The 23,170-nt window shown below is 71.4% G+C and carries 26 protein-coding genes, 1 tRNA gene and 1 riboswitch; of the genes, 12 read left to right on the top strand and 15 right to left on the bottom strand.

What is annotated here, in order from left to right; all coding sequences use genetic code 11:
• Nucleotides 1–132: 132 nt before the first annotated feature.
• Nucleotides 133–330, top strand: a complete 198-nt coding sequence (locus tag AB0C82_RS11280; protein WP_362839054.1) for a hypothetical protein — start codon at nucleotides 133–135, stop codon at nucleotides 328–330.
• 97 nt (nucleotides 331–427) lie between these two features.
• Here the strand turns inward: AB0C82_RS11280 and AB0C82_RS11275 are convergent.
• Nucleotides 428–501 (bottom strand) — tRNA-Pro (locus AB0C82_RS11275).
• 128 nt (nucleotides 502–629) lie between these two features.
• Here AB0C82_RS11275 and AB0C82_RS11270 point away from each other — a divergent pair.
• Nucleotides 630–1,328: a transketolase gene (locus AB0C82_RS11270; protein WP_362839051.1), complete on the top strand. Its 699-nt coding sequence runs from the start codon at nucleotides 630–632 to the stop codon at nucleotides 1,326–1,328.
• Nucleotides 1,329–1,381: 53 nt separating this feature from the next.
• Complete coding sequence (locus AB0C82_RS11265; protein WP_362839049.1) at nucleotides 1,382–2,281, top strand: transketolase C-terminal domain-containing protein; 900 nt, start codon at nucleotides 1,382–1,384, stop codon at nucleotides 2,279–2,281.
• A 29-nt stretch (nucleotides 2,282–2,310) separates the two neighbouring features.
• Here AB0C82_RS11265 and AB0C82_RS11260 read toward each other — a convergent pair whose 3' ends face one another.
• The 8 genes from AB0C82_RS11260 to AB0C82_RS11225 all read right to left on the bottom strand — a co-directional run bounded on the left by AB0C82_RS11260 (nucleotide 2,311) and on the right by AB0C82_RS11225 (nucleotide 9,422).
• The gene (locus AB0C82_RS11260) at nucleotides 2,311–2,664 is read right to left on the bottom strand and encodes an MmcQ/YjbR family DNA-binding protein (protein WP_362839047.1); all 354 of its coding nucleotides are present in this window, start codon (nucleotides 2,662–2,664) and stop codon (nucleotides 2,311–2,313) included.
• Nucleotides 2,665–3,027: 363 nt separating this feature from the next.
• Nucleotides 3,028–3,603, bottom strand: coding sequence for a GAF domain-containing protein (locus AB0C82_RS11255; RefSeq protein ID WP_362839044.1), 576 nt, complete (start codon nucleotides 3,601–3,603; stop codon nucleotides 3,028–3,030).
• Nucleotides 3,600–4,229 carry an ATP/GTP-binding protein gene (locus tag AB0C82_RS11250; protein WP_362839041.1) on the bottom strand — a complete coding sequence of 210 codons (630 nt, stop codon included), beginning with the start codon at nucleotides 4,227–4,229 and terminating at the stop codon, nucleotides 3,600–3,602. Before AB0C82_RS11250 ends, AB0C82_RS11255 begins: the two co-directional genes overlap by 4 nt.
• Entirely contained in the window at nucleotides 4,207–4,578 is a 372-nt protein-coding gene (locus AB0C82_RS11245; protein ID WP_362839838.1) for a DUF742 domain-containing protein, read from the bottom strand. The genes AB0C82_RS11250 and AB0C82_RS11245 overlap by 23 nt, the downstream gene beginning before the upstream one ends.
• Nucleotides 4,579–4,580: 2 nt before the next feature.
• Nucleotides 4,581–5,015 (bottom strand): roadblock/LC7 domain-containing protein, encoded by a 435-nt coding sequence (locus AB0C82_RS11240; RefSeq protein ID WP_362839038.1) that lies wholly within the window; start codon nucleotides 5,013–5,015, stop codon nucleotides 4,581–4,583.
• A 7-nt stretch (nucleotides 5,016–5,022) separates the two neighbouring features.
• Nucleotides 5,023–7,182 carry an ATP-binding protein gene (locus AB0C82_RS11235; protein ID WP_362839036.1) on the bottom strand — a complete coding sequence of 720 codons (2,160 nt, stop codon included), beginning with the start codon at nucleotides 7,180–7,182 and terminating at the stop codon, nucleotides 5,023–5,025.
• A 446-nt stretch (nucleotides 7,183–7,628) separates the two neighbouring features.
• Entirely contained in the window at nucleotides 7,629–8,870 is a 1,242-nt protein-coding gene (locus AB0C82_RS11230) for an MBL fold metallo-hydrolase (protein WP_362839033.1), read from the bottom strand.
• Between the two features lie 111 nt (nucleotides 8,871–8,981).
• The gene (locus AB0C82_RS11225; protein ID WP_362839031.1) at nucleotides 8,982–9,422 is read right to left on the bottom strand and encodes a PPOX class F420-dependent oxidoreductase; all 441 of its coding nucleotides are present in this window, start codon (nucleotides 9,420–9,422) and stop codon (nucleotides 8,982–8,984) included.
• 105 nt (nucleotides 9,423–9,527) lie between these two features.
• On the opposite strand from AB0C82_RS11225, the gene AB0C82_RS11220 reads away from it, so the two are divergent.
• The 3 genes from AB0C82_RS11220 to AB0C82_RS11210 all read left to right on the top strand — a co-directional run bounded on the left by AB0C82_RS11220 (nucleotide 9,528) and on the right by AB0C82_RS11210 (nucleotide 11,836).
• Nucleotides 9,528–9,779, top strand: a complete 252-nt coding sequence (locus AB0C82_RS11220) for a hypothetical protein (RefSeq protein ID WP_362839028.1) — start codon at nucleotides 9,528–9,530, stop codon at nucleotides 9,777–9,779.
• A 144-nt stretch (nucleotides 9,780–9,923) separates the two neighbouring features.
• A complete protein-coding gene (locus AB0C82_RS11215) occupies nucleotides 9,924–11,111 on the top strand; it encodes a Glu/Leu/Phe/Val dehydrogenase dimerization domain-containing protein (RefSeq protein ID WP_362839836.1) in 1,188 nt (395 codons plus the stop codon).
• A 113-nt stretch (nucleotides 11,112–11,224) separates the two neighbouring features.
• On the top strand, nucleotides 11,225–11,836 hold the full coding sequence (locus AB0C82_RS11210; protein WP_362839026.1) for a TetR/AcrR family transcriptional regulator: 612 nt from the start codon (nucleotides 11,225–11,227) through the stop codon (nucleotides 11,834–11,836).
• A 74-nt stretch (nucleotides 11,837–11,910) separates the two neighbouring features.
• On the opposite strand, the gene AB0C82_RS11205 is transcribed toward AB0C82_RS11210, so the two are convergent.
• Together AB0C82_RS11205 and AB0C82_RS11200 are read right to left on the bottom strand one after the other, a co-directional pair.
• Nucleotides 11,911–12,912: a DUF6745 domain-containing protein gene (locus tag AB0C82_RS11205; protein ID WP_362839023.1), complete on the bottom strand. Its 1,002-nt coding sequence runs from the start codon at nucleotides 12,910–12,912 to the stop codon at nucleotides 11,911–11,913.
• 80 nt (nucleotides 12,913–12,992) lie between these two features.
• On the bottom strand, nucleotides 12,993–13,319 hold the full coding sequence (locus AB0C82_RS11200) for a hypothetical protein (protein WP_362839021.1): 327 nt from the start codon (nucleotides 13,317–13,319) through the stop codon (nucleotides 12,993–12,995).
• Between the two features lie 174 nt (nucleotides 13,320–13,493).
• Between AB0C82_RS11200 and AB0C82_RS11195 the strand changes: the two genes are divergently transcribed.
• From AB0C82_RS11195 to AB0C82_RS11175, 5 genes are read left to right on the top strand one after another with little or no spacing between them, the layout of a single operon-like run.
• Nucleotides 13,494–14,444 carry an STM4015 family protein gene (locus AB0C82_RS11195; RefSeq protein ID WP_362839018.1) on the top strand — a complete coding sequence of 317 codons (951 nt, stop codon included), beginning with the start codon at nucleotides 13,494–13,496 and terminating at the stop codon, nucleotides 14,442–14,444.
• 6 nt (nucleotides 14,445–14,450) lie between these two features.
• Nucleotides 14,451–15,584 carry an STM4014 family protein gene (locus AB0C82_RS11190; protein WP_362839016.1) on the top strand — a complete coding sequence of 378 codons (1,134 nt, stop codon included), beginning with the start codon at nucleotides 14,451–14,453 and terminating at the stop codon, nucleotides 15,582–15,584.
• Between the two features lie 34 nt (nucleotides 15,585–15,618).
• Nucleotides 15,619–16,431, top strand: a complete 813-nt coding sequence (locus AB0C82_RS11185; protein WP_362839013.1) for an STM4013/SEN3800 family hydrolase — start codon at nucleotides 15,619–15,621, stop codon at nucleotides 16,429–16,431.
• Nucleotides 16,428–17,798, top strand: a complete 1,371-nt coding sequence (locus AB0C82_RS11180; protein ID WP_362839010.1) for an STM4012 family radical SAM protein — start codon at nucleotides 16,428–16,430, stop codon at nucleotides 17,796–17,798. The genes AB0C82_RS11185 and AB0C82_RS11180 overlap by 4 nt, the downstream gene beginning before the upstream one ends.
• Before the next feature lie 8 nt (nucleotides 17,799–17,806).
• On the top strand, nucleotides 17,807–18,688 hold the full coding sequence (locus tag AB0C82_RS11175; RefSeq protein WP_362839007.1) for an STM4011 family radical SAM protein: 882 nt from the start codon (nucleotides 17,807–17,809) through the stop codon (nucleotides 18,686–18,688).
• Here the strand turns inward: AB0C82_RS11175 and AB0C82_RS11170 are convergent.
• Both AB0C82_RS11170 and AB0C82_RS11165 read right to left on the bottom strand, forming a co-directional pair.
• Complete coding sequence (locus AB0C82_RS11170; protein ID WP_362839834.1) at nucleotides 18,685–19,494, bottom strand: SGNH/GDSL hydrolase family protein; 810 nt, start codon at nucleotides 19,492–19,494, stop codon at nucleotides 18,685–18,687. The two genes, AB0C82_RS11175 and AB0C82_RS11170, sit on opposite strands and share 4 nt — an antisense overlap.
• Before the next feature lie 231 nt (nucleotides 19,495–19,725).
• Nucleotides 19,726–20,706 (bottom strand): LysM peptidoglycan-binding domain-containing M23 family metallopeptidase, encoded by a 981-nt coding sequence (locus tag AB0C82_RS11165; protein ID WP_362839004.1) that lies wholly within the window; start codon nucleotides 20,704–20,706, stop codon nucleotides 19,726–19,728.
• 4 nt (nucleotides 20,707–20,710) lie between these two features.
• Nucleotides 20,711–20,882: riboswitch (cyclic di-AMP (ydaO/yuaA leader) on the bottom strand.
• Nucleotides 20,883–21,492: 610 nt separating this feature from the next.
• Here AB0C82_RS11165 and AB0C82_RS11160 point away from each other — a divergent pair.
• Complete coding sequence (locus AB0C82_RS11160; RefSeq protein ID WP_362839001.1) at nucleotides 21,493–22,305, top strand: tyrosine-protein phosphatase; 813 nt, start codon at nucleotides 21,493–21,495, stop codon at nucleotides 22,303–22,305.
• Between the two features lie 13 nt (nucleotides 22,306–22,318).
• Here the strand turns inward: AB0C82_RS11160 and AB0C82_RS11155 are convergent, their stop codons facing one another.
• Together AB0C82_RS11155 and AB0C82_RS11150 are read right to left on the bottom strand one after the other, a co-directional pair.
• On the bottom strand, nucleotides 22,319–22,492 hold the full coding sequence (locus AB0C82_RS11155; RefSeq protein WP_362838998.1) for a DUF6126 family protein: 174 nt from the start codon (nucleotides 22,490–22,492) through the stop codon (nucleotides 22,319–22,321).
• 46 nt (nucleotides 22,493–22,538) lie between these two features.
• On the bottom strand, nucleotides 22,539–23,147 hold the full coding sequence (locus AB0C82_RS11150; protein ID WP_362838994.1) for an XRE family transcriptional regulator: 609 nt from the start codon (nucleotides 23,145–23,147) through the stop codon (nucleotides 22,539–22,541).
• Between the last annotated feature and the right edge of the window lie 23 nt (nucleotides 23,148–23,170).

Genomic DNA, 23,170 nt, shown 5'->3' with positions numbered 1-23,170 from the left:
GCATCGACCCGTCCTCGCGCGCACGGCCCTCTCCGACGTCCGCGGTTACTCTCCGTGGTTCGGCGCCGGTTGTGGCGGGCCGGTCGTCGGTGGGGTCGCCCGGTGAAGCCCTCGGGCACACCGGTTCACCGCGTGGAATACGCGATCCGCAACCGCGACGCCCACGGCACCGTCCGGGCGAGGGCCGAAAGCCGTCCGGGCGAGGGCCGAAAGCAGGTCTTGCGCGCCGTGCCGTTTCTGGATCTGGGTCCGGACCCGGGAAGCGCGCTGACCCGGTGCTCGGCGGTGGACAACGACGCCGCGCACGGCCCGGTCGCGCCGACCCGCTGACGCCGACCGAGGAACGCCAGTCCCCCATGCTCCGCAAAATGATCGAGGGCCGGTCTCGGATTGCTCCGAAACCGGCCCTGACCTCGACTCTCTCGAGTCGGGACGACAGGATTTGAACCTGCGACCCCTTGACCCCCAGTCAAGTGCGCTACCAAGCTGCGCCACGTCCCGATGCCCGTCTGACCTGGGGTTTCCCCTGGGCCGAACGCGCATGAGAACAATACCGCACTTGAACCGGTGGTTACGAACGGCTTTGCAGGCTTGACCTCAACCGAACTTGATGTCGGACGCTCGTCCCCATGACGACCACCACCGTCGGGCCGGCGCCCGACCACCGCGAGCTGGACCGGCTGATGAGCCTCATGACGGGGGACGAGAAGCACGGGCCCGCCGCCACCTCGACCCTGGACGCCTTGTGGGTCCTCTACAACCGCGTGCTGCGCGTCACACCCGCGACCGCGGACGACCAGGAGCGCGACCGGTTCCTGCTGTCCAAGGGGCACGGGCCGATGGCGTACTACGCGGTGCTCGCCGCGCACGGATTCCTCGACGAGGCCCTGCTCCCGGGCTTCGGTTCGTACGACTCGCCTCTCGGGCACCACCCGGACCGGCTCCTCGTACCCGGGGCCGAGATCGGCAGCGGGTCGCTGGGGCACGGGCTGCCGCTCGCCGTGGGAAGCGTGCTGGGCCTGCGGGCGCAGGGCCTCACCGATCCGCGGGTCTGGGTGCTGATCGGGGACGCCGAGCTGGACGAGGGCAGCAACCACGAGGCGATCGCGTACGCCGGACCCGCGGGGCTGGAGCAGCTGCACACCCTCGTGATCGACAACGCCTCCGCCACCTACGGCCGGCCCGGGGGCATCGCGTCCAGGTTCGAGAGCGCCGGCTGGTCCGTCGGAACCGTGGACGGACGGAACCACGAGGCGCTGTACGCGGCGTTCACCGCGCCGCATCCCGGCCGGCCCCGGGCCGTGGTGGCCACGGTCGCCCCCAAGTAGGCCGCTCCGAGCAGTGCGCACATCAGACACCGAGCGACGGAGAAGGACTTCTCATGGACACGATGCGTGACCGCTTCATCGCCACCACGGCGCGGCTCCTCGACGAGGACCCCAGGCTCGCGGTCGTACTGGCCGAGATCAGCCGGGACGGCTTCGAGCGGGCGGAGCGCGCCCATCCGGACCGGGTGGTCAACGTGGGCATCCGAGAGCAGCTGCTGATCGGCGCGGGAGCGGGGATGGCGCTGACGGGGATGCGGCCGATCATGCACACCTTCGCCAGTTTCCTGGTGGAGCGGCCCTTCGAGCAGGTGAAGCTGGACCTCGGCCATCAGGGCGTCGGAGGAGTCCTGGTCAGCGCCGGGGCTTCGTACGACTGGCCGGCCGGGGGCTTCACGCACATGTCGCCGGGTGATGTCGCGCTCCTCGACACGCTCGACGGCTGGACGGTCCACGTGCCCGGCCACCCGGACGAGGCCGAGGCGCTGCTGCGGCTCGCGGCCGGCGGGGACGACCGGGTGTACGTCAGGCTCTCCCTCCAGTCGAACCGGGCCGGGCGGCCTGTGGGCGGGGGCGGTTTCGCTACCGTGCGCGAGGGGCGTGATGGTGTCGTGATCGCGGTCGGCCCGATGCTCGACAACGTCCTCACCGCGACCGAGGACCTGGACGTGACGGTGCTGTACGCGACCACGGTGCGCCCCTTCGACGCGGCGGGGCTGCACCGGGCGGTGGGGGCCACCGAGGGTGCGGACGTGGTGGTCGTCGAGCCCTACCTGGCCGGCACGTCCACGGCCGCGGCCAATGACGCGCTCGCCGATCTCCCCCACCGCGTGCTCGGCCTGGGTGTGGGCCGGGCGGAACTGCGCCGGTACGGGCACATGGACGAACACCTCGTGGCGCACGGGCTGGACCCGCGGGGGCTGCGGGAGCGGATCAGCGGGTTCGTCCGGCGCTGAACGACCGCGTGCGACACACCGACCGAGCGCTAGGGCTTCAACTCCGGGTAGGCGTCGAGCAGTTTGCGTGGGGCCGCCTGACACCAGGAGTCGGCGAGGATGGTCCTCAGTTCGTCGTTGTCCTCCAGGGCGGCCAGCCGCACGCGCACCCAGGCGTAGTTGTCGTCGTGACCCTCGCGGGTGAAGAACTTCTCCGGTTCGGAGGCGATCAGCTCGGCCCGGTCCTCCATGGGGCACTTCACCCCCATCGTGGTGTCGTCGTCACCGAGGCCGGCGAAGATCTTCCCGGCCACCCGGAACGTGGGCTGTCCCCAGGCCAGTTTCTCGGCCGTGTCCGGGAGGGACAGGGCGATGGTGCGGACGTCATCGGCGGTGGTCGTCATCCACGGTCTCCGATCCGGTGGCCCCGGCGGCTGCGAGGCGGGTCGGCTCCGACCGTAGCGCCCGGCACCGACAACGACGGGGAGCCACCGGACACGCAAGCGTCCGCCCGCGCTCTCGCGGGGGCGGTGCTCGCGTGGACGCGGTCGCACGGGTCGGTGGTTCTCGAATCCGCCGGTCAGTTCGCGGGCATGGGGCATCGCGGCGACACGCCGCCGACCACGCAGAGGGACATGCCGGCGGACGCGTTCGCCCTGGCCTGAGCCCAGGAGCGGGCCGGGCGTGCCATGCCGCTGCGCCGCGCTGTCACCCGGGCGCCCGGGTGACGCCGCGGCCACGCTTCCACGCCTCGGTCGCGTTCAGCGTCAGCGGCGCTCCCTGCGGTTGAGGTGCCCGACGAGCTCCTGGGCCAGCGACTTGATCGTGGCGAGTCCGGCACGTCCCCAGGGGCGCGGCACGGTATCGACCGCGCACACCGTGCCGAGGGCGATGCCCGTACGGTCGATGAGCGGCGCCCCGAGATAGGAGCGGATGCCTATCTCGTCGACGACCGGGTTGCCGGCGAAGCGCGGGTAGTCGCAGACGTCGTCCAGCACGAGGGCCTTGCGGCGCAGGAGCACGTGCGGGCAGTAGCCGTGGTCGCGGGCCATGTGGCGCCCGCTCCGGCCACTGCCCGCGGCGGCGGTGCTGAGGTCCGAGCCTCCTTGCGTCCCCGAAGGGGTGTGGAGCCCCGCGAAGAACTGCCGGTTCTCGTCGATGAAGTTGACCATCGAGTAGGGCGTCTCCGTCACTTCGGCCACCTTGTCGGCGAAGGCGTCGAAGCTCTCGAACGAGGTGTCGTCCCGCTCCCCGAGATCCAGTCTGCGCAACCGCCCGGCCCGCGTCGGCGCTTCCGGGTCGACCGGGGTGAGCAGAAGGCGACCGGTCGCGTAACGGGTCACGGATGAGCTCCGAAGCCCGCGACCGGAGCTGCCGTCCGGGCGTCGGTGGCGTTGATGAGGTGCTGGACCAAGGTGACCAGCGCACCGGTGCCCGAACTGGCGATCCGGGCGTCGCACAGGACGACGGGCACCTCCGGACCGAGGTCGAGTGCGGCCCGGACCTCGTCGGGCTCGTACCTGTAGGCCCCGTCGAACTCGTTGACCGCGACGATGAACCCGATGCCGCGCCGCTCGAAGAAGTCGACGGCGGCGAAGCACTCGGCGAGCCGCCGCGTGTCGGCGATCACGACGGCGCCCAGCGCTCCCTTGGAGAGTTCGTCCCACATGAACCAGAACCGTTCCTGGCCGGGGGTCCCGAAGAGGTACAGGACGTGCTGCTCGGAGAGGGTGATGCGGCCGAAGTCCATGGCGACGGTGGTGGCCGTCTTGGACTCGATGCCTTCGAGGCTGTCGGTCGCCACACTGACCTGCGTCAGCAGTTCCTCGGTGCTCAGCGGCGCGATTTCACTGACCGCGCCCACGAACGTCGTCTTGCCGACGCCGAACCCGCCCGCGACCAGGACCTTGAGGGCCACGGGAAAGAAGCCGGAGCTTCCGGTGCTGTCAGAGCTGTCGTCGTAGACCATCGAGCACTGCCTCCAGCAGGGATCGGTCGGTGGGCGTGTCATGGAAAGCGGGGGCGTGCGCGGTGACCGCGCCGCAGTCGACCAGGTCGGACAGGAGGACCTTGGTGACGACTGCGGGCAGCCGGAGATGTGCGGCGATCTCGGCCACGGATGTGGGGCCGTCGCACAGCCCCAGCGCCACGGAGTGCTCGGGCCCCAGATGGATCTGGGGTGTGCTCCCGGTGGCCATCACCAGCGACAGCAGGTCGAGCACTGTGGTCGGCCGCGTACGGCCGTTGCTCACGGTGTACGGGCGGATGAGCCGGCCGGCCGCGTCGTCGAGCAGGGGCCCGTCCTGCGGGGCCGGCACCCTCACAGCCCCGGGGTGTACGGTGCCCCGGCCGCTTGCCGCACCGGGGTCATCAGATAGGGCCGGACGCTCTTGATCAGCATGGCCATCTCGTACCCGAGGACCGCCGCGTCCGCCTCACGTCCCGCCAGTACGGCCAGACAGGTGCCGGATCCGGCGGTGGAGACGAAGAGCAGCGTCGAGTCGAGTTCGACGACCACCTGCCGTACGTCACCGTTGTCTCCGAAGCGGGCCCCGGCGCTGCGGCCGAGGGAGTACAGGCCGGCGGCCAGGGCCGCCATGTGGTCGGCGCTGTCGGGGTCCATGCCATGGACGGATTTCACGAGTCCGTCGGCGGAGAGCAGGACCGCGCTGCGCGTGTAGGGGACGCGCTGTACCAGCCCGCTCAACAGCCAGTCCAGGTCGGCGACCTGACCGGACGGCATTTCGCTCGCCATGGTGCATCTACTCCTTGGGGGTGCTTTGCGTGGGGGCGTTCTGCGTGGGGGTGTTCAGGAAGGAGGTGTTCTGTTCGACGGTGTGGCCCGGCGCATAGGTGTCCGCCGGGTGCGCGTCGGACGGGCGCGGGTCGGGCACGTACGGGTCGGAGGTGTGGAGACCGGCCCTGTACGGGTCGGCCCCGTAGCCCGTGGCGGGCTGCCGGTCCGGCACGAGTGCGTCGGACAGATGCGGGTCGAGGAGGTGCGGCTCGGGATGTGCGGGTCCGTCAGGCTCGGGCCGACGCGGGTCGGGCAGTGGCGCGTCCGGGCTGCGCCTGCCGGGCACCTGCGGGCCCGGATACGTCTGCTGGAGCGGCTCCGGTCCCTTTCGCGGACCCGGACCACGGACCGGGAGCGGCACCGGGCCGGCGGCCGGCCGCGGGGCCTGGGCGACTGCCGTGACGTCGTCCCGGTCCGCTCCGTACGCGGTTTCTGGGGCCGGGTCCTCGGCCGACCGTGCCTCCGCGAGGTCGACACCGCGCCGGAACGCGGCCATGAGACCGGGGTCGTGCACGGCGTGTTCGTCCTCGACGCGGGGAACGGGGGCCTCCCGCAGCTGCGGGACGAGGTGCTCCTGGTTGCTGCGCCGGGGAAGCTGCGGGCGCCCGGTACCTCCGCCGCCGGTGGAGGAGGCCGTTCCGGTGGCGGCTCCGAGCCGCCCCCGGTCGTCCGGTGGCCGTACGTCGCGGCTGCTCGCCACCTCCGGACGGTCGATCCGCTCGGCGCGGAGCGGCTGGAGCGGGGGCTCCTCCGGCTGCGGCGTGCGCGGTGGGGGTGTGTGCGGATGCGCCTGCCGCACCTGACCGGCGCTGTCGTCGGCGGGCGGCCGGTGCACGGCCCCGGGCGGCGGGACGGGGGCGGCGCCGGGCTGCACGACCCCGTCGGGATCGCCTTCGACGCCCAGCAGGGCCTGCGGCAGGATGAGTACGGCCTGCGTGCCGCCGTAGATGTTGCTCTGCAGGCGTACGGCGATGCCGTGGCGCCTGGCGAGCGCGGAGACGACGAAGAGCCCGATCCTGCCGTCCTGCAGCAGGTGACCGACATTGACCTGGTCGGGGTCGGCGAGCAGGGCGTTCATACGTTTCTGTTCGGCCGCGGGCATTCCGAGCCCACGGTCCTCCACCTCCAGGGCGAGGCCCGCCGTGACGTGCTGGGCGCGCAGCAGCACCTGGGTGTGCGGGGCGGAGAACACCGTGGCGTTCTCGACGAGTTCGGCCAGCAGGTGGATCACGTCGGCGACGGCGTGGCCGCGCAGTGTGCCGTCGATCGGCGGCACGAGCTTGACCCTCGGGTACTGCTCGACCTCGGCGATCGCCGAGCGCAGCACCTCCGTCATGGTGACCGGACTGCTCCACTGCCGTCGCGAGACGGCCCCGCCCAGCACGGCGAGGTTCTCGGCGTGGCGACGGATGCGGGTGGCCAGGTGGTCGACGTGGAAGAGGCCCTTGAGCAGGTCCGGATCCTCGACCTCGTGTTCCAGCTCGTCCAGGATCTGGATCTCACGGTGGACGAGGGACTGGAGACGCCGGGCGAGGTTGACGAAGACCTCGACCTTCTGTTCGTTTCCGTTGCCGCTGAACAGCCGGGACGCCTGTACGACGGCCGCCACGGCCGCGTCCTGCGAGCGGCCGAGTTCCTGGGCGAGCAGGTCGAAGGCGTCGGCCCCCGGTTCGCCGCGCTGCGGGGTGCGGCGGGCAGGCACGGGTTCGCCGTTGCGGAGCTGCTCCACCACGCGCTGCAGGTCGGCCTGCCCCTGGGCGCTGGACCGCCGCAGTGCCTGACAGCGGTCGAGCACCCCGGAGGCGACCCGGCTCGCGCCGAGGAACGCCGCGGCCACGGCGGCGACAGCCAGCGCGCCCGATCCGCCGAGCGCGGCCCACAGGCTGGGCGAGGGCGGTTCACCGGAGGACCGGATGGTGAAGATGACGGCTGCGGCGCCGCTCAGCACGGCGGCGATCGTCGGCAGGAGCGCGGTGCGGAGCAGCTGAGGGCGTATACGGGCGTCAGGTGGCGGCTGAACAGCGCGCGGCCTGGCCGTGGCCGAGTGGGAGCGGGCGCCGGGGCGGCCGTGTCGCCCGCCCTCTCGGCGTTCCGGTCGCGCGGTGGGTGCGCGAAGTTGAGACATCAGCGTCCTCGGTACGTGGGGCACCAGGAATCGGCGTTCAGTGGTGACACCTACGGCAGTCGGTCAGGCTCGGGTCAACGGCTGGGCAGGCTCGAAAGATATGAGCCCACCGTTGATCGCCGAGCACACACGGTAGTCGTCAACCGCGTACGCGCGGCGTGCAGTTGTCGAACTTGCCCGCCATGCGTCCCGCTCTGGTATGACCTCTCGTACGCGCGGACGAATATGCACAATTGACCCCGCCCCGGCGGAACCGGTGCGGGGTCATGCTGTACGGGGTGACGGTTGCGCGGCTCGGGCCGTACGAGGAGGGCCGCACCGCCGTCGGCCGGAACACGTCGAACGTCCGTCGAGCACACGGGACGACGGCGGGAGCACGTCAAGCCCAGGAGCCGCACGCCGACCGCGGGGCCGGGCACGTCACGCGCCGGAAACGCGCCGTACGGTCAGCGGCCGCCCGCCAGGTCGAGGTCACCGCGCGGGGCCGCCTCGGTCGTCTCCGCGGGTTCGGGGCGCCGCCACGGATGCGCGAGCGGGGTGGACACGGCTCGCCACCAGGGGTCGACGGGCAGGGCTCCGGCGGGCTCGAACGACTCTCCGGGCCGGGGGAACGCGGCCGGCTGGCCCGCGTCCTCGGCGGCGTCCTTCGTCCACTCCGCGGGCTCCGCCCACGCGTGCGGGGCGAGATTGAACGTGCCCCAGTGGATCGGCATCAGCACACCGTGCGGCGCGCTCCCCTGCAGGTCGAGGTGGGCCCGGACCCCTTGCTCCGGCGTCATGTGGATGTCCGGCCACGCGCCGGGAAGGGGCGTCACGCCCGTGTGCAGCTTGGACCAGTGCTGGGAGTAGGCACCGATCTGGATCATCGTCGCGTCGAAGGGGCCGTGCTCGGCGCCGATGTCCGCGAAACCCGGGAAATAACCGGTGTCACCGCTGTGGTAGATCCGGTGCTCGGGGCCCGCGACCGCCCAGGACGCCCAGAGCGTGTGCTGCTGGTTGCGCAGGCCCCGGCCGCAGAAGTGCCGCGCGGGCGTGGCCGTGAGGCTGATTCCGGCCACCTCGGTGGTCTCGTTCCAGTCCAGCTCGCGCGTCCGGTCGGGCGACACGCCCCATCGCTCCAGGTGGGCACCGACGCCGAGCGGAACCGCGAAGACCGTGTCCGTGCCGGCCAGCGCGCGGATCGTCGGCAGGTCGAGGTGGTCATAGTGGTCATGGGAGATCACGACCACGTCGACGGGTCCCAGCGCGGTGAGCGGCAGTGGCACCGGATGCAGTCTCCTGGGGCCGGCGAAGGCGAAGGGCGAACAGCGCTCGCCCCAGACGGGGTCGAAGAGCACGCGGCGGCCGTCGATGTCCGCCAGGACGCTCGAATGCCCCATCCAGGTGAGCCGGAGACCGGTGACGGGCGGCTTCGCGAGATCGGCGGCGGTCGCGGTGTGCATGGGCACGGCACCCGCCGGCGATCTGTGGACCCGCTCCTCCTTGGTGAAGTATCCCTTCACGAACTCCAGCTTGGAACCGGACGTGGGTGTTCTGACCCCCTCGGGGTTCCGGAACACTCCGTCCACGAAATTGGGTGAGCGGAGAATGCGTTCCATGCGCGCCCCGGCCGGATCGGCCCCGAATGCCGCGGAGCGCATGGAACGGAGTCTTGCACGGAGCGAGGGCTGGTGATCGGCGCCGGTCACAACGTCTCCCGAGGGGCTGGATGTCATCTCATTATGTGCGCGCCGCCCGTCTCGGCGAGATCAGGGCGGTGAACGGAGCAGTACGAACCGCCTCAGGCAGTTCGTGTCAGGTCAAGGACGCCGTTGCCCGTATGCGTGTTCGATACGCAGGGTCAGGAGGACTCGCCGGTCACGGACCATGGCCTGCCGGTAGTCGTCCCAGTCGGGATGCTCTCCCCTGACGTCCCGGTAGAGCGCGATCAGCGCTTCCACGGTCGTGTCGTGCGGGTCGGCCGCCGCCGGGGTCAGCTCGGCCGTCGCGTCCGCGACCGTCCACGCCCAGCGGTCCTCACTCGTGACGTGATAGCTCGCCCGCGGGTCTCTGCGCAGATTGCGGGTCTTGGCCCGCCCCTCGGTGATGGAGACGCGGATCAGCCCCTCCGCGGGGTAGTACGCGTGATTGACGTTCGACAGTTGTGGCCTGCCGTCCCGCTTGAGCGTCACCAGCACCCCGGAATCGTGCTCACCGAAGAGCCGCAGAAGCGCGTCGTGCCCCGTTTCGAGTCCAGTCATGTGGACTCCAACGTCCCCGGACCTCAAGGGATTCCGCGCGCGTACGAGCAGAAGCGACATCCGGCCATCTCGGATGCCACATCCGATGGGGTCCCATACGTACCTGTGTGGCGCTCCAGCGAGGCGTTCACCCCGCTGGAGCGCGATGTCATGAAGTACGCGGAGTCCATGACCGTGACTCCGCCGCAGGTCGAGGACGTGCTCGTGGAGCGGCTGCGCGCAGCGCTCGGCGACGCGGCGCTGGTGGAGCTCACCACCATGATCTCCGTCGAGAACATGCGGGCGCGGACCAATCCCGCACTATGCCTGACGAGCCAGGGCTTCAAGGACCACTGCGAGGCCGAGCGGGCCGGCTGAGGACGAGGCGGAACACCCAGACCCTTTGACACGGGACGCTCCCGCTCCGGATACTGACTGGTGATTCAGTAACGCGGCCGACGGGGCGCCCCGGGGCCCGACCGAGGAGAACGCCCCATGCCCGCGCCGAACCCGCCTCTCCCGCTGCCCGAACCGCTGGTCTCGCTGACCTGGACGGACCACGTCACCGGCCGCCGCGGGTACCTGGTCGTCGACCGGCTGGTGCGCGGCGTCTCCAGCGGCGGCCTGCGGATGCGGGAGGGCTGCACGCTCGACGAGGTGACCGGCCTGGCCCGTGGCATGACGATGAAGGAAGCCCTGCACTTCGACGCCGACGACGAGCACGCCAGGTACATCCCGCTGGGCGGAGCCAAGGGCGGGATCGACTGCGACCCGCGTGACCCGGAGGCGTACGGCGTCCTGGTCCGGTATCTGCGCGCGGTGCGCCCGTACGTCGAGAGCGTCTGGACGACCGGCGAGGATCTCGGGCTCACGCAGGACCTGGTCGACCGGGCGGCGGCCGAGGCAGGTCTCGTGTCGTCGGTCCAGGCCGTCTATCCGCTGCTGGACGACGAGCCGGCGGCGCGGCGGCGCCTGGCGGACGCGTTCGCCGTGACGGTGGACGGCATCGGGCTCGACGAGCTGGTCGGCGGCTGCGGGGTGGCCGAGTCGGCACTCGCGGCGCTGGACCGGGCGGGCGTGGCCCGTCAAGGGGCGCGCGTCTCGGTGCAGGGCCTCGGCACCATGGGCGGAGCCACGGCGCGCTTCCTGTCCCGGGCCGGGCTGAAGGTCGTCGCCGTCGCCGACATCAAGGGCACCCTGGCCAATCCGGCCGGCCTGGACGTCGACGCACTGCTCGCCGCACGGGACGCGTACGGGACGGTGGACCGTTCCGCGCTGCGCGAGGGCGACCAGGAGCTCCCGGCCGAAGCCTGGCTGGCCGTGGACGCCGAGATCCTGGTCCCGGCGGCGGTCTCGTACGCGATCGACGCCTCGAACCAGGCCCGGGTCACCGCACGTTGGATCGTCGAAGCGGCGAACATGCCCGTGCTCCCCGATGCCGAGCTTCTGCTCGCGGAACGCGGAGTCACGGTACTGCCCGACGTGGTCGTCAACTCCGGTACGAACGCGTGGTGGTGGTGGACCCTGTTCGGCGACATCGGTGCCGACGCCGACGAGGCGTTCGCGCACACCCGCCGCTCGATGCGCGCGCTGATCGAACTCATGCTGGCCCGCGCCGAGGCCGACGGCTCCACCCCGCGCGCCGCGGCCCACGCCCTCGTCGCCGACCGCCTGCCGGTGATGGCGGAACGGTTCGGCTGGTACCGGTGACCCGTGTGAACGGACCTCGGGATCTCCGGCGACCCGGAACCGCGACGCCGTCCAAGATCGCTCCCGGTCCGCCCCGCCCTGGACGCGGGCAGCCGGTTCGTTAGGCTGGCCGCGTGGCGAGAGTGCGGTTGGGTGTGGCGGAGCGACGCGAGGACTTGTTGCGTGCCGCCGTCGAACAGATCGAGGTACGCGGGGTGTCCGCGGTGCGGATCGCCGACGTGGCGTCCGTGCTCGGGGTGAGCAACGCTCTGGTGCTCTACCACTTCTCGACCAAGGAGAAGCTGGTCGCCGCCGCGTTCGCCTATGCGGCGGAGGCCGACCTCGCCCATCTGCGCAAGCTGCTGACGCGCCGTACCAGCGCCGTCCGGCGCTTGCGGGCGGCCGTCCGGTGGTACGCCCCCACGGGGCAGGCCAAGGGCTGGCGTCTGTGGATCGAGGGGTGGGCGGTGTCCTTGCGCGATCCCGCGCTGCGCGATGTCGCGGGCGATCTCGACCAGCAGTGGAAGGCGGAGCTGGCCGAGGTCATCGAGGAGGGCGCCGCCGCCGGTGAGTTCCACTGCGACGACCCTATGTCGGTGGCCTGGCGGCTGACCGCCCTGCTCGACGGTCTGGCCGTCCAGATGACCTCGTACGCGGGCCCGCTCTCCAGGGCCACGATGCTCCAGTGGACCGACGAGGCGCTCGCCCGCGAACTGGGCCTGGAACACGCGGCACTGATCGCCTGAACCGCCGGCTCTCTCCCCGGCCGCCGCTGCCGCCACCTCCCGTCCCTGTCCCCCGTCCTCCCCGCGTCGCCGGATCAGGTCTGCCGCACCGGTGCGTACGCCTGGCCGTCCAGTCCGAAGGTCCAGGCGACGCCCTCCTTCGCCGTCCTGGTCGTGGGCGGCACCCTGAGCCAGTACGTGCGGTGGGTGCCGTCGGGCTCCGGGGTGGAGTTGACCACCTCGACCATCACCACGTCCTCGTCGCCGTCCATGGCGATCCGCCAGAGGATTCCCGTCTCGTCGCGGTGCACGGGCTCGGCGCCGGACTCGGTGAGGTAGCGGTCGTAGCCGTAGTACTCCAGCATCACGCGGCGCAGCTCCGCGTTCTCCTCACCCCTTATCCGGTCGGGCGTCAGCGTCGCTAGGCCCGCGAGGAATTCGGCGGGCACCGGCATACCGCGCCAGGCGTGGAGCGCGAAGCCGTCGGGGTAGGAGAGTGCGGGACCGTCCCCCCGGTCGAGCCGCCCCGCCTCGTCGCGGTGGAGGGCCACCGGCCGCTCGCTGATGACGACGGCGCGCTCGTACGGCCACCACCAGCCGGCGTTCCTGGCGACCTCCGCAAGCCCGGTCAGCCGGTCTCCGCGACCGTCGAAGGCGGCCAGCCAGGCCGCGTCGTGCTGTCCGAGGACCGCGTCGAGCAGCACGAGCCGCACGTCGGACTCGTCCTCCGGGCCCTCCGAGAGATCCGTGACGACTCCGGTCCGTATCCGTTCGGCCAGTGCCGCGGTGGTCTCCCACAGCTGAGCCCCGGTGGCGGACCAGAGCGCCGACCAGCTGGCCGGACCCAACTCGTCGTACATCCTGCGGCGCTCGTCCGCCCACGGCCGGGTGCGGACCTCGTCGCGCACCGAGCGCCCCGCGTCGACGAGCTTCTCCACCGCTTCGACGGCCGCCCTGGGCGAGTCCGCCCAGACGACGGTCTCCGGTTCGGCGAGCCCCGCACTTCGGTAGGCGAGCCGTACGCCGTCCTCGGCCGCCGCCCGGTCCGCCGCGCCCGTCGCCGCCGCCACGGCCCGCCAAGAGTTCACATACTGCATCGGTTGTCCCCGTCCCCTGTCCTCTGATCCCTGATTCCTGCTCGCGGCCGCTGTTTCAGGAGAACGCTCCTGAGGGCCGGTCAGTCCGCGACGATGCGGACCGCGCCCGGCGCGTACTCCCGCTGCCGAACGACGCGGAACCACCCCTTCGGCAGCGGTATCACCGCGTGCTCCTCGTGCACCACGCGTCCCCCCTCGGGCAGATGGAGGAGCATCGGCCCGAACGGTCCCGCCTCCCGCATCAGCCGGCCGGGCCCCACCACCGCGTGCGCGTGGCCCGTCACCTCTCCCAGTGCGAGCACCAGCCGCCCCCGCCCGTCACGCAGTTCTCCCGGTGCCGACAGCAGGTGCGCGGGCACCGCCGACTCCGCCAACTCCACGATCAGCACATCGCCCTGCCGGTACACAGACGTCTCCCCTCCGGACCGGCACCCCCTGTGCCGTCCACGTGCAAAACGCTACGACGGGGGACTGACAATCGACGGCCGACGACTCTCACGCGGTCCCCGGCGGCGGAGTTGTCAGTGGGCCTTGATAGACCTTGCGGACATCAGCCGCCCCAGCGACAGGAGCTCTGGACCATGTCCGATGTCGACCACCTGCAAGAGTTGACCGGCCTGCCCGCCGTCGACTTCGAAGCCGGGACCGCCGCTGGCCGGCCCGCCGCCGACGCCGCGGCCTGGCGCATCGGCATCGATCCGTACGAGGACGAGGACCGGACCTGGGAGGAGGAGTTCAACGACTTCCTCGACGAGGTGGACCCGGCCGGGGTCCGCGCCCTGATCATCGGGCAGTGGGGCGAGTCCTACGAGGAGGACTCCTCGTACCCGGTCGGACTCGTCGTCGCGGCGGCCGACCGGCTGACCTCGCTGGAGGCGGTCTTCGTCGGAGATCTGCTGCAGGAGGAGGCGGAGATCTCGTGGATCGAGCACGCGGACGTCACCCAGTTGCTCACCGCCTTCCCGCGGCTCCGGGTGCTGGGAGTGCGCGGCGGGACCGGTCTGCGGTTCCCGCCGCTCAAGCACGAGAACCTGCGCGAGCTGATCATCGAGGCCGGCGGCCTGCCCGTGGAGGTCATCCGCGGCGTGCAGGACAGCGAGCTGCCCGCCCTGGAGCGGCTGGAGCTCTGGCTGGGCGTCTCGGCGTACGGGGGCGATGCCACGATGGCGGATCTCCAGCCGCTGCTGTCCGGCACCCGGTTCCCGGCTCTGCGCCATCTCGGCCTGCGCAACAGCGAGTTGCAGAACGAGATCGCGACGGCGATCGCCTCGGCACCGGTCGTCGCCCAGCTCCGCACCCTCGACCTGTCCTCCGGCACGATGGGGGACGAGGGCGCTGCCGCGCTCCTCGAAGGCCAGCCGCTCACGCACCTGGACGCCCTCGACCTGCATCACCACTTCCTCACCGAGCCGATGGAACGCCGCGTCCGCGAGGCCCTGGAGCCGTCCGGGGTGCGGATCAACCTGTCGGACCGCAACACGCCCTGGGGCGACCGGGGCCCCGAGGGCCGCTACACGACCGTGGCGGAGTGATCTGACGTGAACAGCCGGGCACCGCGCTTCGCGGTAGTCGGGATTCCGGGCAATCGCCGCGTCGCTCTGTTCCAGGACGCCGTGCGCGCCGCCGGGCTGCCCGAGGCGCGGGTGGTTCCGTGGCGGGCGGTGCTGCGCGGCGAGGCGGTCTTCCTGCCGGGAGAGACCGTCCGGATCGACTCGCCCGGTGAGGACGCCGAGGTCGACGGGCTGCTGCGCGGAGTCGGCGATCCGACGAGGGTGGAGGGCTCAGCACGGTGGTACGCGGCCTTCACCACCGCCGTACGGGACGTGGCCCGGGGCGCCGGGGCGGCGGGGGCCGTGCTGCTCGACGATCCCGAGGACATCGCGGTGCTGTTCGACAAGCGGCTGTGCCATGCGGTGCTGCGCGGCGCCGGGGTGCCCGTACCGGATTCGCCGACCTCGGGCGCCGGGGCGCCCGCCGTGCGCGGCTGGGCCGATGTGCGCGCGCTGATGCGGGAGCACGGCATGAAGCGGGTCTTCGTGAAGCTCGCCCATGGTTCGTCCGCCTCGGGGGTGCTGGCCGTCGAGACCGCGGGCGAGGGACGGGTGCAGGCGGCCACCTCGGTGGAGCGGGACGCTTCGGGCCGCCTCTTCAACTCGCTGCGGGTGCGTCGCCGCACGACGGAGGCCGAGGTCGCCGCGGTCGTCGACGCCCTGGCGCCGGACGGCCTGCACATCGAGCGCTGGCTGCCGAAGGCCTCGCAGAGCGGCAGAGCGGCCGATCTGAGGGTCGTGGTGGTCGCGGGCCGGGCGACGCACGCGGTCGTACGGACGAGCCGCTCCCCCATGACGAACCTGCACCTCGGCGGCGAACGAGGTGACCTCGACGCGGTGCGGGCCGCCGTGGAGGGGGCGGGCGGCAGCTGGGCGGACGCCCTGGCCGTGTGCGAGCGGGCTGCCGCCTGCTTCCCCGGCACACTCTGCGTGGGCGTGGACCTGCTGCCCGCGACCGGCTGGCGGCGCTTCGCCGTGTGCGAGGTCAACGCCTTCGGCGACCTCCTTCCGCGCCTGACCGGCCTTCCGGGCAGCGGCGCCGAGAACCTGGACACCTATGCGGCGCAGGTCGCCGCCGTACCGAACCTGACAAGGAACCACCGTGCCGACGCCGCCCACTGACCCCGCCCCGCCAGGGCCGGGAACCGAACCCGACATGAGCCGGATCGTGGGCAGCCACGACCTGCTGCTCGTGACCCTGGACACCCTGCGCCACGACGTCGCGGTGGAACTCGCGGCTGCCGGGCGCATCCCGAACCTGGTCCGTCATCTGCCCGGTGGTGTCTGGGAGAAGCGCCACGCCCCGGGAAGCTTCACGTACGCCTCCCACCAGGCCATGTTCGCCGGGTTCCTGCCGACGCCTGCCGCTCCGGGCCCTCATCCGCGACTGTTCGCTGCGCGCTTCGCGGGCAGTGAGACCACGGCGGACGGCACCTTCGTCTTCGACACCCCCGATCTGGTCTCCGGGCTGGCCACTGCCGGTTACCGCACGGTGTGCATCGGGGGCGTCGGATTCTTCAACAAGCGCGGACCGCTGGGCTCCGTACTCCCGGACCTGTTCCAGGAGAGCCACTGGGAGCCGGCATTCGGAGTCGCGTCCCCCACCTCGTTCGAGGAGCAGGTGAACCGCGCCGAGCAGGTGATCGCGGAACTCCCCCGGGAACAGCGGCTGTTCCTCTTCGTGAACGTGGCGGCCCTGCACCAGCCCAACTGGTTCCACCGGGAAGGTGCCACGCCCGACGCGGGTGACTCCCGGGACACCCACGCCGCCGCACTGGAGTACGTAGACCGCCACATCGGCCGGCTCTTCGCGGCGGCTAGCAGCCGCCGCCGGTGCTTCGCCATCGTCTGTTCGGACCACGGCACCGCCTACGGCGACGACGGATACACCGGTCACCGCCTGGGTCACGAAGCCGTCTGGACCGTGCCCTACGCCCACTTCCTCCTCGAACCGGGGGCCGCCCGATGACCGTAGCCACATCCGCCGTCAGGCCGTACCAGAGTTACGTCTACGCCTACCCGCACAAGACGGCGTACCGCCCGCTGGGGGCGCGTCCCACCGGTCGGCCCCCGCTGCGCGAGCTGTGGGCTGCGGAGCGCAAGGACGCGCTCTCCCTGTACGTCCACATACCGTTCTGCGAGGTCCGCTGCGGTTTCTGCAACCTCTTCACCCGGATCGGCGCACCGCAGGAGCTGACGACGCGCTACCTCGACGCGCTGGACCGGCAGGCCGACGCGGTCCGGGACGCGCTGGGTGACGGTCCTGTGCGCTTCGCCGCGGCGGCGTTCGGTGGCGGAACTCCCACATTCCTGACCGCGGCCGAGCTGGAGCGGCTCTGCGACATCGCGGAGAAGCGGATGGGCGCCGACCTCCGTTCCGTCCCGCTGTCCGTCGAGACCTCGCCGTCCACGGCGACGGCGGACCGGCTGGCCGTGCTCGCCGACCGGGGGGCCACCCGTGTGAGCATCGGTGTGCAGAGCTTCGTGGACGACGAGGCCCGTGCCGCGGTCCGCCCGCAGCGCCGGGCCGATGTGGAGGCGGCCCTCGGCCGCATCCGCGACGCGGGCGTCCCCGTCCTCAACATCGATCTGATCTACGGCATCGACGGTCAGACCGAAGCCACCTGGCGCGCGTCGCTGGACGCCGCCCTCGCCTGGCGTCCCGAGGAGCTGTACCTCTACCCGTTGTACGTACGTCCGCTGACGGGGCTCGGCCGGCTGGGCGCCGCGAGCGCGCCCGGCACCGGAGCCGCCGCGGACGCGGCCTGGGACGATCAGCGGCTGCGGCTCTACCGCGCGGGACGCGACCATCTGCTCGCCGAGGGCTACGAGCAGGTGTCGATGCGGATGTTCCGCCGTACCGGCGCCCCGCACGAGGGCCCCGACGACTACGCCTGCCAGACGGACGGGATGATCGGTCTCGGCTGCGGCGCCCGTTCGTACACCTCCTCCCTGCACTACTCCTTCGACTACGCCGTGGAGATGCGGGAGATCCGGGGCATCATCGACGCCTTCACCACGACGCCGGACTTCACCCGCGCAGAGGTGGGCCGGTATGTCGACGACGACGAGGCACGGAGGCGGCATCTGCTGCAGTCCCTGCTCCAGGCGGCCGGTCTCGAGCGTGCGGAGTACCGCGCGCGGTTCGGCACGGACCCGTACGAGGACTTCCCCTCCGAGCTCGGCCGTTTCGCGGCGCGCGGCTGGCTGACCGGTCCGGCGGACAACGGTCCCCTCCGGCTCTCCCCGGAAGGCCTCGCCCACTCCGACGCCCTGGGACCGGAGCTGTTCTCCCCCGCGGTGCGGGCCGCGATGGCCTCGTACGAAGCGAAGTGAGTCCTTCCATGGACCTGACTGTCCTCTACCGGGGGCCGCTGGCCTCGTGCGACTACGCCTGCCCCTACTGCCCGTTCGCGAAGCGGCGCGACACTCCCGCGCAACTGCGTGCCGACCGTGCGGCCCTGGAGCGCTTCACGACGTGGGCGGCGGCGCGGACGGACGACCGGCTCTCGGTGCTCTTCACCCCGTGGGGCGAGGGGCTGGTCCGGTCCTGGTACCGCGAGGCCCTGGTCGAGCTCTCACACTTGCCGCACATCGGCCGGGTCGCGATCCAGACCAACCTCAGCTGCCGTACGGGCTGGCTGGCGGGCGCCGATCTCGACAAGGCCGCCCTGTGGTGCACGTACCACCCGGGCCAGACCCCCTACGAGCGGTTCCTCGGCAAGTGCCGTGAACTGGCGGAGCTCGGCGTCCGTCACAGCGTCGGGATCGTCGGGCTCGACGGTCATCTGGACGAGGCGCGACGGCTGCGGGCCGCCCTTCCGGACGAGGTCTATCTCTGGGTCAATGCCGCCGAGGGTCACACCTATACGGACGAGGAGGCGGAGCGCTGGACGGCCCTGGATCCCCTGTTCCCGTACAGCCGGCATCCGCACACCTCGGCCGGGCTGCCCTGCCGGACCGGCGAGTCGGTCATCTCCGTGGACGGTGACGGCACGGTGCGAAGGTGTCATTTCGTCCGTGCGGAACTGGGCAACCTCTACGACGGGAGCTACCGCCGGGCGCTTGGGCCGCGCGCCTGTCCCCTCGCCGTCTGCGACTGCCACATCGGCTATGTGCACCTGGAGACGCTGCCGCTGTACGACGTCTTCGCGGGAGGTGTGCTGGAGCGCATTCCGTCCCGGCGCACCCTCGCGGTTCCGGACCCGGTCCACGGCACGCTCTAGAGCGGCAGGAGGTCCGGGCGCTTGGCCTCGACGTGGTCCCCGGAGGACTCACCGCGCAGCCGCCGCCCGATCCAGGGCACCAGGTACTCGCGGGCCCAGTGGATGTCGTCGCGCCGGTCGTCGAACGGCCGGCGCAGGGCCTGCGGCGGCCACGGCTGATCGGGGTCGGCCGGTACGTCGATGCCGAGGACCTGGGCGGCGCGCAGCGCGACCCTGGTGTGTCCCTCGGGCGACAGGTGCAGCCGGTCGTCGTCCCAGGCCCTGCGGTCCTGCACGGACCGCAGCGACCACAGGTCCAGGACCGGGCAGTCGTAGCGGTCGGCGATGGAGCGCACATGGGCGGTGTAGGTGGCGATCTTGCCCCTGAGGTGCCGCAGCACCGGCATGTGGCGGGGGTCGAAGCCGGTGGTGATCATGACGGTGCCGACAGCTCCGGCGAGTTCGGCGACGGCGCGCTCCAGACGCTCGGCCACGTCGTCGGGGTCGCTGCCCGGCCGCAGGATGTCGTTGCCGCCCGCGCAGAAGCTCACGAGGTCGGGCGCCAGCTCCTTGGCCCGCGGGACCTGTTCCTCGACGATCTGGTCGAGGAGCCGGCCGCGTACCGCGAGATTCGCGTACCGGAAATCGCCGTGCCGGGAAGCGGTGAGCCCCGTGGCCGCGTGGGGGTCCGGGAGCTGATCCGCCAGCAGCACCGCGAAGCGGTCCGCCCAGCCGACGAAGGTCCCGTCGGGTCCGGGGTCGCCGACGCCCTCGGTGAAGCTGTCGCCGATCGCCGCGTACGACCCTATGACGCCCTTGACGCCGATGACGCCCTGAAGACCACGCTGACTGAGTTTCGAATCGTCTGCCACAAGCGCATATCCTGCACCCGCCAATGTGACCTACGCGACCGTAATAAGGGGTTGACGGGTGGTGAGATAAACCACCCGGTCAGTTTTTGGTAAAGCCGGAATAAGTGGCGGGAACCGATGCCCCGGCGGGAACACGAGGAAGGGCGGTGCGCCGCCGCGCACCGCCCTTCCTCACTGCCGCTCGTCTCAGATGGAGACGCCGTGCTGACGCAGGTACGAGACCGGGTCGACGTCCGAGCCGTAGCTCGGGCCGGTGCGGACCTCGAAGTGGAGGTGCGGGCCGCTGGAGTTGCCGGTGGAACCGGAGAGGCCGATCTGCTGGCCGCCCGTCACCGTGTCGCCGACCGAGACGTCGAGCGAGGTCTGGTGGGCGTACTGGGAGTACATGCCGTCCTCGTGCTTGATGACGACCTCGTTGCCGTACGCACCGCTCCAGCCGGCCGAAACGACGGTGCCGGGGCCGATGGCCCGGACGCTGGTGCCGGAGGCGGCCTGGAAGTCCGCACCGGTGTGGTAGCCACTGGACCACATGGAGCCGGAGGCCCGGTACGGCGTGGTGACGGTCGCGTCGGCCACGGGGGCCGCCCAGCCGGAGCTGCTGCTCTCCGAGGCACCGGCGGAGGCGCCGGTGTCCGTGGAGGTGGCCGAATCGGCGGCGGCGGGGGCCGGGTCGGAGGGCGTTTCCGCCTTCGGGGCGGCGGTCTCGGGGGCCGCGGACGCGGGGGCCGCGGCCTTCGGCTCGGCGGCCTCGGGGGCGGGAGCCTTCGAAGGAGCGGCCTTGGCCGGACCGGACGCCTTGGCACCCAGGGTGAGTTCGGTGCCCGGGAAGATCAGGCTCGGGTTCTTGCCGACGACCTCTCGGTTGTCCTCGTACAGCTTCTGCCAGCCGCCCTTGATCTTCTGCTCGGCGGCGATCTTCGACAGATAGTCGCCGGCGACCACGGAGTAGGTCTTCGGGGCTGCCTTGGACACGGCGACGGGCGCGGTGTGCGCGGCTGCGACCGAGGCGGCGGAGACCTTCTTGGCGGGGGCGGCCTGCTCCGCCGCGTTCGCTCCGGTGGCGCCGATCAGCGGAAGGGCGAGGACGGCGCCGCCGGCGCCTGCGGCGAGGATGCCACGGGCGATCGGGCTGGACTTGGTACGACGGTGCTTACCCTTTGCGGGCATGGGGCATTCCTCTCCGGCGCCTACGAGGTGAGCTGTCGGGTTCGGGCTGGAGATGCCCGGTCGCACTGTCGCGACTTCACCCCGAGCCGTTCCGGATTCCTCCGGGACGGCGGCTTACCTGGGTCCCCCGCTCCTGCCACACGTGAGTGGATGCGGATTCCGGGCGGCGGCAGGATTAGGCGGTCCGTCCGGATTGACGGTGACCGTAAGCGAGTAAGGACGGCCCTAACAAGCCATGTCCGACCTACCGGAATGCGCGATTCAATTCCGGCACGGATTTCCGGTCACACTCCGTGGATTACGGATCTTGGCATTCCATGCGGCGAAAGGAATAGCCGTCGGCCGGGCCGCCACACACCGTCACGGATATGATCCCGCTCACCAGTCGTCCGCCATCTCCCCCATAAGCAGGGCATGTTCTGCTAAATGCAGCAATACGGACATGACCGGATCCTGGAGGGCCACGGAGCCTCGGCACCTTGGCGCCCGGCTCACCCAGGAGCCCGGTGCGGACCCCCGGACGCGGCCGCGAGTCGGGGTTCGTGACGTACGACGGGTGGCTTTCGGCAACTCCGCCGAGCGGCGAGCTCCGCCTCTCGCGTCCACCCCGATCACCCTGGCCCTCAAATTCGGGCAAATCACTACATTGCCACTTCTCGGGGCGCGCGAGCCGGACGGAACGGAGAGCTCCGGGGCAAGATGATTGCCTGAGGAATCAATGTCGTATCGTCACATCCGTGCCCTCGTCGGCGAGCAGCGCCGACGCCAGACACTCCAGGAGTCAGCGTGACGCAGCAGCTGCCGCAGGTCCCCCCGTCGCACACCGAGCTGACCGGTGTCCGCAACTTCCGTGACGTCGGGGGCCTGCCGACCACGGACGGCCGGCGGGTGCGGTTCGGGCGGCTCTACCGCAGTGGTCACCTGGCGCAGGCCACCGAGCAGGACACGGTGTTCCTCGACAAGCTCGGGCTGCACACGATCTTCGACTTCCGCAACGCCGCCGACCACAGGCTCGACGGCCACGACGTGGAGCTGGCAGGCGTACGCAACGTCAACATCCCGCTCTCGGACCCGGCCGACGGCGCCGAGTTCTGGCGGCTCGTCCGCGACGGCAACATCCAGCAGCTGCGCTCGATCCTCGCGGACGGCAAGGGGGCGGACCGGATGATCGCCTCGTACCGCTCGATCATCAAGGACCGCACCGCTGAGCACAGCCGGGTGCTGCACGCCCTGGCCGAGGACAGCGTCCCGGCCCTGATGCACTGCGCCGCGGGCAAGGACCGGGCCGGGCTCTCGATAGCGGTGTCGCTGCTCGCCGTCGGTGTGGAGCGCGAGGCCATCGAGGCGGACTACCTGATGTCGAACGACGCCCACCGCCGGTACAAGGTGAAGCGCAGCGACACCTCGGCGGTCGGTATGTCCGACGAGGTCATGGAGCTCCTGAACCCGCTCTTCGGCGCGCGCGCCGAATATCTGGCCGCCGCCTTCAGCACCATCGAGGAGGTCTGGGGCGGTACCGAGCGCTACCTCGGCGAAGGGCTGAAGCTCTCCCCCGAGACGCGTGCGCGGCTGCGGGAGCGCCTCACCGAGGAGGCGTGACCGCTCCCCCGTCTCAGCCCTTGCCCGCCACCTCGAACAGCACGTAGAGGAAGGCCGCGAAGACGTGCCCGGCGACCAGGTAGGCGATCAGCCGGATCACGACGCCGCGCGGGAACTTCCGCTCCTGCGTCTCGTAGCCCTTGCGGGACCTCGGGCTGAGGGGATCGTAGTGTTCCGAATCGGTCATGACAGTCCTCTTTCGGTGTGAGGGCGGGCCCGTCAGGAGCCGGGGATCAGCGGCGGTGGAGCCCGCTGCCCAGACAGAGCTCGGCGGCCGGGCTCTGCAGCAGTGTGTGGAGGAAGAGCAGCTCGGCGCCGCCGCGCTCGGCGGCGGCGATCCGGTGCGGGGTCAGCGAGTCGAAGTGCGCGCTGTCTCCGGGACCGAGGTCGTGCACGGTCTCGCCGAGACCGACGGTCAGGCGGCCCTCCAGTACGTACAGCCACTCCTCGCCGGGGTGGACGCGCACCAGATCTCCTTGTGCGCCGTACGGGACGCCGACGCGGAGAGCCTGCATGGCCCGGCCGGACCCACCGGCGCGGCGGTACATCCAGCCGTCCGCCTCGGCGCCCGTGAACGGGCCGCCGCGGACGATCGCGTCACGTTGGGCCGGCGCCTCGCCCAGAAGCTCGGAAACCGTCGTACCGTAGACGCGGGCGAGCCCCAGCAACATGGGCAGCGAAGGCTGCCTGTGGCCGGTTTCCAGCCGGGAGAGATGGGCGGGCGAGAGCCCGGCCCGCCGGGCGGCGGTCTCCAGGGTCAGGCCACGGCTTCGGCGCAGGTCACGCAGGCGCGGAGCGACCCCGGGCAGTTCGTCGGCCGCCCCTCCGTCAGGAGGATTCATACCTCCATTGGGCCAGGATCTTT

Source organism: Streptomyces sp. NPDC048560, assembly GCF_040650955.1.
In the GTDB taxonomy this organism is placed as follows: domain Bacteria; phylum Actinomycetota; class Actinomycetes; order Streptomycetales; family Streptomycetaceae; genus Streptomyces.
Note: the sequence above shows the minus strand (reverse complement) of the source record. Positions and strands in the feature narration are given on the sequence as shown.